The 10,239-nt window shown below is 71.8% G+C and carries 11 protein-coding genes; 9 read left to right on the top strand and 2 right to left on the bottom strand.

Annotated features, from left to right (window positions below):
- Positions 1–92: 92 nt before the first annotated feature.
- The gene (locus OO68_RS40555) at positions 93–1,769 is read right to left on the bottom strand and encodes an NAD-dependent malic enzyme (RefSeq protein WP_051815010.1); all 1,677 of its coding nucleotides are present in this window, start codon (positions 1,767–1,769) and stop codon (positions 93–95) included.
- Positions 1,770–1,938: 169 nt separating this feature from the next.
- Here OO68_RS40555 and OO68_RS40550 point away from each other — a divergent pair, with 169 nt between their 5' ends.
- The 9 genes from OO68_RS40550 (at position 1,939) to hypA (ending at position 9,125) form a co-directional block, all read left to right on the top strand.
- Positions 1,939–2,397 (top strand): DUF6069 family protein, encoded by a 459-nt coding sequence (locus OO68_RS40550; protein WP_033314508.1) that lies wholly within the window; start codon positions 1,939–1,941, stop codon positions 2,395–2,397.
- 190 nt (positions 2,398–2,587) lie between these two features.
- The gene (locus OO68_RS40545) at positions 2,588–4,219 is read left to right on the top strand and encodes a hypothetical protein (RefSeq protein ID WP_033314507.1); all 1,632 of its coding nucleotides are present in this window, start codon (positions 2,588–2,590) and stop codon (positions 4,217–4,219) included.
- A gap of 1 nt (position 4,220) precedes the next feature.
- Positions 4,221–5,309: an NADH-quinone oxidoreductase subunit B family protein gene (locus OO68_RS40540; protein ID WP_033314506.1), complete on the top strand. Its 1,089-nt coding sequence runs from the start codon at positions 4,221–4,223 to the stop codon at positions 5,307–5,309.
- 52 nt (positions 5,310–5,361) lie between these two features.
- Positions 5,362–7,155: a nickel-dependent hydrogenase large subunit gene (locus OO68_RS40535; protein WP_033314505.1), complete on the top strand. Its 1,794-nt coding sequence runs from the start codon at positions 5,362–5,364 to the stop codon at positions 7,153–7,155.
- A complete protein-coding gene (locus tag OO68_RS40530) occupies positions 7,148–7,699 on the top strand; it encodes a NifU-related iron-sulfur-binding protein (RefSeq protein WP_033314504.1) in 552 nt (183 codons plus the stop codon). Before OO68_RS40535 ends, OO68_RS40530 begins: the two co-directional genes overlap by 8 nt.
- A complete protein-coding gene (locus OO68_RS40525) occupies positions 7,696–8,292 on the top strand; it encodes a DUF5947 family protein (RefSeq protein ID WP_033314503.1) in 597 nt (198 codons plus the stop codon). The genes OO68_RS40530 and OO68_RS40525 overlap by 4 nt, the downstream gene beginning before the upstream one ends.
- 42 nt (positions 8,293–8,334) lie before the next feature.
- The gene (locus OO68_RS40520; RefSeq protein ID WP_033314502.1) at positions 8,335–8,541 is read left to right on the top strand and encodes a hypothetical protein; all 207 of its coding nucleotides are present in this window, start codon (positions 8,335–8,337) and stop codon (positions 8,539–8,541) included.
- Between the two features lie 34 nt (positions 8,542–8,575).
- Entirely contained in the window at positions 8,576–8,767 is a 192-nt protein-coding gene (locus OO68_RS43350; RefSeq protein ID WP_051815008.1) for a hypothetical protein, read from the top strand.
- 7 nt (positions 8,768–8,774) lie between these two features.
- Complete coding sequence (gene hypA / locus OO68_RS40515; protein WP_033314501.1) at positions 8,775–9,125, top strand: hydrogenase maturation nickel metallochaperone HypA; 351 nt, start codon at positions 8,775–8,777, stop codon at positions 9,123–9,125.
- 75 nt (positions 9,126–9,200) lie between these two features.
- Here hypA and hypE read toward each other — a convergent pair whose 3' ends face one another.
- Positions 9,201–10,190 carry a hydrogenase expression/formation protein HypE gene (gene hypE, locus OO68_RS40510; protein ID WP_245237436.1) on the bottom strand — a complete coding sequence of 330 codons (990 nt, stop codon included), beginning with the start codon at positions 10,188–10,190 and terminating at the stop codon, positions 9,201–9,203.
- Positions 10,191–10,239 lie beyond the last annotated feature (49 nt).

Below are 10,239 nucleotides of genomic sequence, written 5' to 3'. Positions count from 1 at the left end.
CCGTTCCCACTCGGCATCTGTCAGATCGCCCCGCCCCATGCCCACATCAACGACACGACAACGGAGTAGTCACATGATCGGCCGGACAAGTCCTAGTCGGCGTAACGCGGCTCCCACTGGGCCCGGGCGACCGCCTCGCGCAGGTCCTCCTCCGTGGCCTGCGGGGCCACTCCGTCCTCGACGGCGGCGAGGGCAGCGGCGACGGCGATCTCGCGAGCGGACTCCCGCATCCCGGCCAGCGGCGGCAGCAGCGGCACGGGGCCGTCGTCGCCGTCCGCCGCCCGCACGGCGCACTGGGCGACGGCCCGGGCGGCGGCCACGAGCATGCGGTCCGTGACCCGGGTGGCCCGGCTCGCGGTCACCGCGAGGCCCATGGCCGGGAAGACGTACACGTTGTTCGACTGCGCCACCGGCACCTCGCGCCCGTCGACCGTCAGCGGCGGGAAGGGCGAGCCGGTGGCGATCAGCGCCCGCCCGTCGGTCCAGCGGGTGAGGTCGGCGGGCTCGGCCTCGGAGTGCGAGGTGGGGTTGGAGAGCGGGAAGACCACGGGCCGTTCGCAGGTCGAGGCCATCTGTCGCACGATCTCCTCGGTGAACGCGCCGTGCGCCGTCGACAGCCCGATGAGCGCCGTCGGCTCCACGCGGCGCACCACTTCGGCCAGGCCGGTGCCGTCCCAGTCGGCCACCTCGCTGTCGTCACGCGCGAACGCCCGCTGCTGCGGGGTCAGTTCGGAGCGGGAGGACACCAGCAGGCCGTCGACGTCGAGGATCCAGAACCGGGACGTGGCCTCGTCCTCCGGCAGTCCCTCGTCGATCATGGCCGTTCGGATCATGTCGGCGACACCGATGGCTGCCGACCCCGCGCCCAGGATCACCACGCGCTGCTCGGGCAGCGGGGTGCCGGCCACGTTCGCCGCGGTGGACAGGGCGCCGAGCGTGACGGCGGCGGTGCCCTGGATGTCGTCGTTGAACGTGAGCAGCCGGTCGCGGTAGCGGGCGAGGATCGGGTAGGCGTGCGCGGTGGCGAAGTCCTCCCACTGCAGCAGTGTCCCGGGCAGCTCCGCCTCGACCGCCGAGACGAACGCCTCGATCATCTCGTCGTACTCGGCGCCGGTCAGCCTCCGTGCACGGCGGCCCAGGTAGCGGGGGTTGTCGAGCAGGGTCTCGTTGTCGGTGCCGACGTCCAGCAGGATCGGCAGGGTGTGGGCGGGGTGGATGCCGCCGATGGCCGTGTAGAGGCTGAGCTTGCCGATGGGGATGCCCATGCCGCCGACGCCCTGGTCGCCCAGGCCGAGGATGCGCTGCCCGTCGGTGACGACGATGACGTCCACGTCGTGGTCCCGGTGCGGGCGGTTGCGCAGGATGTCCCGGAAGCGGTGGCGGTCCTCCCAGGTCAGGAACAGGCCGCGCGGCCGCCGGTAGATCTCGCTGAACTTCTGGCAGGCCTCACCCACCGTCGGCGTGTAGACGACGGGCAGCAGCTCCTCCAGGTACTCGGTGACCAGGCGGTAGAAGAGGACCTCGTTGGTGTCCTGGAGCTGCCGCAGGTAGATGTGCCGGTTGAGGGGCTTGTCGTAGCCGTGGAACGCCTCGTAGGCGCGGGCGACCTGCTCGTCCAGGCTCTCCACGGCCGGCGGCAGCAGCCCGTCGATCCCCAGCTCCTCGCGTTCGCGGCGGCTGAAGGCGGTGCCCCGGTTGACCAGGGGGTCGGCCAGGGTCGTCACGGCGGGGCTGGTGGTGGGGCGGGGGTGATGTGTGGGCTGGTCCATGACGTGACGCCTTCCCGTGACGCGCCGGTTCGTGCGGGTGACGTGTGCCATCCGGATGAACACCGGCTCCCTGCAAACGTCCCCCGGACACCGATGAGTTCCGCACCGCCGTCCGGTCTACCTCTCCGTACGGCCCATCGCGCCCCAACGCCCGTCAGGAGACAGTGATATGAGTGTGACGACACCTCAGATCCAGGCACCCCGGACCGAGTCCGGCCTTCTCTCCACCCGCCCCGTGTGGCTGGTGGGCATCCTGGCCACCCTCGCCGGAGCCGTCGTGGCGGAGGCGTTCGCGCTCGTCACGCGAGCCGCCGGCGTCCCGATGGAAGCGGCGAGTCCCGGGGCCGAGGAGGCCGCGGAGATCCCGGTCGGCGGATTCTTCGGCGGGGTGCTGTTCTGGTCGGTCGCCGGAATCGTCCTCGCGGTCGTCCTCGCCCGCTGGGCCAAGCGGCCCGCCCGCACCTTCACGGTGACGACCGTCGCGCTCACCGCACTGTCCCTCGCCGGCCCGGCCGTCGCCCCGCACACCGCCACGTCCACCCAGATCGTCCTCGCCGCGTCCCATGTGGTCGCCGCCGCGGTCGTCGTTCCGCTGCTGGCGCGCAGGCTTGCCCACGTGCGGCGCTGAACACGCCCCACCCCCTCCCCACCACCGACACGGGCCCGTCGCGCTTCGGCGCCGACGGGCCCGTCGCTGTGCTCCCGTCCCGCGGCACCCCTGAACGGCCCAACCGCACTGCGCCGGAGGAGGCGAGCGTGGATGACAGGTGTGACCGTGGTGGAAGGGATGCGCGTGCACACGGTGACGAGGAGGCGTGATGGCGGAGGCACTGGCCGAGGGCGGCACGAAGGGCGCTGCCCCGAGGGGCGGCGCAGGTCCGTCCCCGGGCGTCTTCGAGCAGCTCGGCGCCGTCGCCGACGCCGTCCTCTACGAGGGCTACCTCCTCTACCCCTACCGCCGCTCCTCCGCCAAAAACCGCGTCCGCTGGCAGTTCGGGGTGTTGTTCCCCCGGGACTGGGTGGAGGCGGACGGCCCCGTCACGCCCGGCGTCTCCGGCTCCGCCGACTCCTGGTACCAGCAGACCGAGTGCCTGCTGCGGGTGCGGCAGCCGGGCAGCGCCCGTGTACGGGTGCGTGTGCGCTACCTGCAAATGCAGCGCAAGCAGGTGCAGGAGGCAGGCCACCGCCCCGTCGAGTCGCTGCGCACCGACGACGGCACGGTACATCTGACCTTCGACGAGGCCCTGCCGCGCGAGTGCGAGGTGGAGGTTCCGCTCGACGAACTCCTGCGGGACGGACACACCTTCGCGGTGGGCGCCGCGGCAGGTGAGGACGTCGAGACGCTGCCGGAGGGCGCCGGGCGGGTGGCGCGCACCCGCGAGGAGGTCCGGGCCGAGACCACCGTCACCGCCGAACGGCTCGCCGACGACCTCTGCCGGATCCGCGTACGGACCACCAACACCGCCCCCGCCCCGGCACCGCGCACCACGCGCGACGAGGCGCTGCGACGGGCCCTCATCGCCACCCACACCCTCCTTGGCGGCGACGGAGCGGAGTTCGTCTCGCTGATCGATCCTCCGGCCGGTCTGGAAGCACCCGTGCGCGCGTGCCACAACGAGTTCACCTTCCCCGTGCTCGGCGGCGAGTCCGGCGACACCGGCCCCGTCCTGCTGTCCGCGCCGATCATCCTGCCCGACCACCCCCAGGTCGCCCCCGAAAGCCCGGGCGACCTGCACGACGCCGCGGAGATCGACGAGATCCTCACCCTGCGCACGATGCTGCTGACCGACGAGGAGAAACGCGAGGCGCGGGCCACCGACCCGCGGGCCGCGGCCATCCTCGACCGGGTCGACACCATGCCGCAGGAGGTCTTCGAACGACTGCACGGCGCCGTCCGCTCCCTGACCCCGGCCACCTCGGCGGCGCCCGTGGACCGGCTGTCCGACCCTGCCGGCTCTCCGGCACCGGTCACTGCTGCCGCGACGCCTGCCGGTCGGCTGTCCGGTGCTGTGGGCTCTCCCGCACCGGCCACCCCCGCACCATCCGCCGACCGCCCCGCCTGGTGGCAGGAGGGCGCCGACGACGGGCTCTCCCCGACCAGCGACACCGTGCTCGTCGACGGCGTCCCCCTCGGCGGCGGGAGCCGGGTACGGCTCCGCCCGCGGGGCCGCGGTGCCGACGCCCAGGACATGTTCCTGGCCGGACGCAGCGCCGAAGTCGCCGCCGTCTTCCATGACGTGGACGGCAGTGTGCACCTCGCCGTCACCCTCGACGACGACCCGGCCGCCGAACTGAACAACTGGTACGGCCGCTTCCACTACTTCCGGCCCGACGAGCTCGAACCCCTCGACCCCGTCGGATCCCGGGACGAGCCGTCGGCACCGGCTCCCGCCGCAGCCCCGGCGCGGCACACGACCGAGTCCGAGACCCCCGCAGCGGAGGCCGAGTGACATGACAACCCACAGCAGCACCGCCGAAGTCAGCAAGGAACCCGAACGGTCCGAGGTCCGGCAGGGCATAGACGAGATCACCATCCTCTGGATCTCCGAGGGCATGAGCTGTGACGGTGACACCGTCTCGCTCACCGCCGCCGATCAGCCCTCCATCGAGGACGTGGTGCTCGGGCTGATCCCGGGCCTGCCGAAGGTGAACCTGGTCAACAAGGTGCTCTCGCCCAGCCTGGGCGGCGAGGACTTCCTCGCGCCCTACCGGGCGGCCGTACGCGGCGAACTGGGCCCGTTCATCCTCGTCATCGAGGGCTCGATCCCCAACCAGAACATCATCGAGGGCGACGGCTACTGGACGTCCTTCGGCAACGACCCGGAGACCGGCGAGCCGCAGACCCTCAACTGGTGGATCGACCAACTGGCCCCCAAGGCCTGGGCGGTGGTCGCCGCCGGCACCTGCGCCACCTTCGGCGGCATCCACGCCATGTCCGGCAACCCGACGGGCTGCATGGGCCTGGCCGACTACCTGGGCTGGGACTACACCTCCCAGGGCGGCCTGCCCGTGGTCAACGTGCCCGGCTGCCCGATCCAGCCCGAGAACTTCATGGAGACCCTGATCTGGGTCCTGTACCACGCGGCCGGCTCCGCACCCCCGCCGCCGCTGGACCACATGCTCCGCCCGCAGTGGCTGTTCGGGAAGACCGTCCACGAGGGCTGCGACCGCGGCTCGTACTACGAGCAGGCCAACTTCGCTGCGGACTACAACTCGCCCAAGTGCCTCGTGAAAACGGGCTGCTGGGGCCCGGTCGTCAACTGCAACGTGCCCAAACGCGGCTGGATGGGCGGCCTCGGCGGCTGCCCCAACGTCGGCGGCATCTGCATCGGCTGCACGATGCCCGGTTTCCCCGACGCGTTCATGCCGTTCATGGACGAGCCCCCGGGCAGCACCCTGTCGTCCCTGGTCATCAAGCCGTACGGAGCCGTCATCCGCAGGCTGCGCGGCATGACCAACGAACTCGTCAACCACGAGCCCAGGTGGCGTCACAACAAGCGCAAGCTGACCAGCGGTTACGACCCACGCTGGCGCCCCTGATGACACCCGCGACCCCACCACCCACCACCGACAGCGAGGGGCAGTACCGCAGATGACCACCACCGAGGCCCGGCCCACGGACCGCAAGCCGCCACAGCTCGTGGACATGTCCTGGGACCCGATCACCCGGATCATCGGGAACCTGGGCATCTACACGAAGATCGACTTCGCCAACCGGGAAGTCGTCGAATGCCACAGCACCTCGTCGCTCTTCCGGGGCTACTCGGTGTTCATGAAGGGCAAGGACCCGCGCGACGCGGGCTTCATCACGTCCCGGATCTGCGGCATCTGCGGCGACAACCACACCACCTGCTCCGACTACGCCCAGCAGATGGCCTACGGCGTCAAGCCGCCCCCGCTGGCCGAGCACATCGTCAACCTCGGCGAGGCCGCCGAGTACATGTTCGACCACACGATCTTCCAGGACAACCTGGTCTTCGTGGACTTCTGCGAGGCCATGGTCAAGGCCACCAACCCCGGTGTGCTGGCCCGCGCCGAACGCACCGAGGCGCCCCGCGGCGAGATCCACGGCTACCGGACGATCGCCGACATCATGAAGGCCTTCAACCCCTTCGAGGGCGAGGTCTACAAGGAGGCCCTGAAGGTCAGCCGGGTCACCCGCGAGATGTTCTGCCTGATGGAGGGACGGCACGTCCACCCCTCCACGCTGTACCCGGGCGGCGTCGGCACGATGCCGCAGCCGACCGTCTTCACCGACTACCTCAGCCGCCTCATGCGGGTCATCGACTTTGTGAAGAAGGCCGTCGCCATGAACGACGACGTCTTCGACTTCTTCTACGAGGCGCTGCCCGGCTACGAGGAGGTCGGCCGCCGCCGCGTTCTGCTGGGCTGCTGGGGCGCCTTCCAGAACCCCCAGACCGTCGACTACCGCTACGAGAACATGAACTCCTGGGGCAAGGACATGTACGTCACCCCGGGCATCATCGTCGACGGTGAACTGGTCACCAACAACCTCGTCGACATCAACCTCGGCCTGCGCATCATGCTCGGCAGCTCGTACTACGAGGACTGGGTGAACGAGTCGCCCTTCGTCACGCACGACCCGCTGGGCAACCCCGTCGACATGCGCCACCCGTGGAACCAGACGACCGTCCCGGTGCCGCAGAAGCGCAACTTCGACGACAAGTACAGCTGGGTGATGAGCCCGCGCTGGTTCGACCAGCGCACCGGCGACCACCTGGCCCTGGACACCGGCGGCGGCCCCCTCGCCCGCCTGTGGTCGACCGCGCTGAGCGGCCTGGTCGACACCCCGTACGTCAAGGCCACCGGTCACAGCGTGCGCATCTCCCTGCCCAAGGGCGAGTCCCTGCCGGAGACCACCCTGGAGTGGCGCATCCCGCAGTGGAGCAACACCATCGAACGCGACCGCGCCAGGCCCTACTTCATCGCCTACGCGGCCGCCATGGCCCTGCAATTCCTCGAAGAGGCCATGGGGATGGTGCGCGCGGGCGAGACCAAGGTGTTCGAGAACTACGAGGTGCCCGACGAGGCGATCGGCTGCGGCTTCCACGAGGCCGTGCGCGGCGTCCTCTCCCATCACCTGGTGATCAAGGACAAGAAGATCGCCAACTACCACCCGTACCCGCCCACGCCGTGGAACGCCAGCCCCCGCGACATGTACGGCACCCCCGGCCCGTACGAGGACGCCGTCCAGGGCCAGCCCATCTTCGAGGAGAACGGGCCGGACGACTTCAAGGGCGTCGACATCATGCGCACGGTCCGCAGCTTCGACCCCTGTCTGCCGTGCGGTGTGCACATGTACGTCGGCAAGGGCAAGACGCTGACCACCCTGCACTCGCCGACGTACGGGGCGAACCATGGCTGAGGCCGCCGGCGCACGGTTGGCGGACCCGGACGTCGAGGCCCGCCTCGGCCGGCTCGACGAGCTGCTCGACGGCCTCGAAGCCGCGCCCGGCCCCACGACACGCTCCGCGACCGAGGCGGTGGCCCTGCTGACCGAGGTCTACGGCGAGGCCCTGGCGCGCGTCATGGACCACGCGGACGAGCGGGTGGCCGAACGCCTCGCCGAGGACGAGCTGCTCGGGCACCTGCTGGTGCTGCACGACATCCACCCCGAGCCCGCCGAACGCCGGGCGGCCCGCGCGGTCGAACGGCTGCGGCCCGCCGTGCAGGAACGCGGCGGCGACGTGGAGTGGGCCGGGGTGGAAGGGCAGGTCGCCCGGGTGCGTCTGACCACGGGCGGCGGCGGATGCGGGTCCGGCTGCGGCGGCGGAGGTGACGAGGTCACCGACGCCGTCCGCGCGGCGGTGCTCGCCGCGGCGCCCGAGCTGACGGCGGTGGTGCCCCTGACCGAGACGGCCCCCGCCTTCGTCCCGCTGACCACGCTGACGCACCGGGGCGCGCCGTGACCACCGACGGGGCACTGGCCCGCCTCATCCGCTCCTCGGCCGACCGCACCGCGGCGGCCCGGACGGAGGTGTGCGACCTGTGCGCCGCGCCGGTCGCCGACGAGCACGCCCACCTGTACGACACCGGGCAGGAGGAGGTGCGCTGCGCCTGCGGCCCCTGCTCGGTGCTGTTCGCCGACGCGGCGGCGGGGGGCGGCCAGTACCGGCTCGTGCCCCGGCGCAGGATCCGGCTGCCCAAGGTCGACACGGCCGTCCTGGGCGTACCCGTCGGCCTGGTCTTCTTCGTGCCCCGGGCGGACGGCACGGTCACCGCCGAGGGCCCGAGCCCCGCGGGAGCCATGCGGTGGGAGGTGGACACGGCGGCCTGGCAGGAACTGGCCCTGACGTGTCCGCAGCTCGCAACCGTGGAACCCGACGTGGAGGCCCTCCTGGTGAACACCGTGCACGGCCTCGACGAGCACTGGATCGTGCCGATCGACGACTGCTACCGGATGATCGCCGTCGTACGCCGGGAGTGGCGCGGCCTGTCCGGCGGCGGCCGGATCTGGCCGGCCGTCGAGCAGTTCTTCGAGGACCTCACCGAGCGGCCATAGCCACGCACTCCGCAGGTCGGAGGCGAGGAAGGAGAGCATCCCATGGGCAGCATCAGAGTGGGCCGGCCCCAGGCGAAGCCCGACACCCCCGGGCACGTCACCGGCATGCACCAGGGCAACAAGGGGCCGCGTGAGCGGCAGAAGGGCCACCACGAGGACGGCACCGCCGACGCGCGCCGCTCCACGGGGATCCACTGGAAGCGGCATGACGCCCTCGCGGAGACCATGCCGAACATCTCGCCGGGATGAACACCGTGATGAGTACGAGCAGGGAGTCACTGCGATGAAACGAGTACGCAGACCCGTCGCGCGCAGGCGGGGCGCAACGAGCGGACAGCGGGTGCTGAAGGCCGAGGCCGTCCTGGTGGGCGGTATGGCCCTGGCCCTGCTCGCCTGGGAATGGCCCAGCCTGAGGCGCGAGGCGCGGCTCTGGCGGATGGCCGGCGGATTCCGCGCCGGCCGCCGCTACCCGTGAGCCGGCCGTGCACGAACTGTCGATCGCGACCGCGATCATCGAGCGGGCCGACGAACTGGCCCGGGCGGACGGGACGGGCGCCGTCTCGAAGGTGACCGTCCGGGTCGGCGAACTGGCGGGCGTCGTCCCCGACGCCCTGGACTTCGCCTTCGAGGTGGCCCGCGACGGCACCGCCCTGGCGGGGGCCCGGCTCGTCGTCGAGCAGATCCCCGCGCAGGCCTGGTGCGGCCCGTGCGCCGAGGAGTTCCCGGTGGGCATGCCCCCGTTCTTCTGGTGCCCGCGCTGCGACCAGCCCTCCAGCGACCTGCGCAGCGGCCGGGAACTGGAGATCGCCGGGATCGAACCGGTACCGGCCTAGACTTCGAACCCGTACCGGCCTGGACAGGGAAGGGCCCCGCCGATCCACCGGCGGGGCCCTTCGTCCTTTCCGGGGTCAGCAGATGCGGGGCAGCTGCTCCCCGAGCGGCAGGTCCACCACCCGCGTACCGCCGAGCCCGGTGGCGACCACCACCATCCCCGGGTGCTCGGCGACGCACGCGCCGATCCGCGTCGCCCCGGCACCCTGCGGATGGGCCCGCATCGCCGCCAGCACCTCCTCCGCCTCCGACGGCGGCACGAAGGCGACCAGCCGCCCCTCGTTGGCCACGTAGAGCGGGTCGAGCCCGAGGAACCCGCAGGCGTTCGCCACCGCGTCCGGTACCGGGATCGCCCGTTCCTGAAGCCGGACGCCGGTCCCGGAGGCCCGTGCGATCTCGTTGAGGGACGCGCCCAGGCCGCCCCTGGTGGGGTCGCGCAGCACGTGAACGTCCGGGGTGACGGCCAGCATCGCCGCCACCAGGCCCGCCAGCGGCGCGGTGTCGCTGGCGACCTCCACGCCGAACTCCAGCCCCTCCCGGACGCTCATGATCGCCACGCCGTGCAGTCCGATCGGGCCGCTGACGATCACCGCGTCGCCGGGCCGGGCCCGCTGCGGCCGGATGTCCACCCCGGCTGGTACCAGCCCCACCCCGGCGGTGGTGACGTACACGCCGTCGCCGTGCCCGGACTCCACCACCTTGGTGTCACCCGTGGCGATCGTGACCCCGGCGGCCTCGGCCGCCGCCCCCATCGAGCGCGCGATCCGCTCGACCACGGTCAGCTCCACGCCCTCCTCCAGGACGAAGGCCGCCGAGAGGTACGCGGGCACGGCGCCGCTCATCGCGAGATCGTTGACGGTGCCGTTGACCGCGAGGTCGCCCAGGCAGCCGCCCGGGAAGAACAGCGGCCGGACCACGTACGAGTCCGTGGAGAAGGCCAGCCGCGCGCCGCCCAGTTCGAGGACGGCGGAGTCGGCGAGCCCGGCCAGGGTGGCGTTGCCGTAGGCGGGGGTGAAGATCTGCTCCATCAGCTCCGCCGACAGCGCGCCCCCTCCGCCGTGCCCCATGACCACGACCCCCTGGTCGCGCAGCGGGGCGGGGCAGGTCCAGTTGGCC

This window comes from Streptomyces iakyrus, from assembly GCF_000717055.1.
Classification (GTDB): Bacteria; Actinomycetota; Actinomycetes; order Streptomycetales; family Streptomycetaceae; genus Streptomyces; species Streptomyces iakyrus.
Note: the sequence above shows the minus strand (reverse complement) of the source record. Positions and strands in the feature narration are given on the sequence as shown.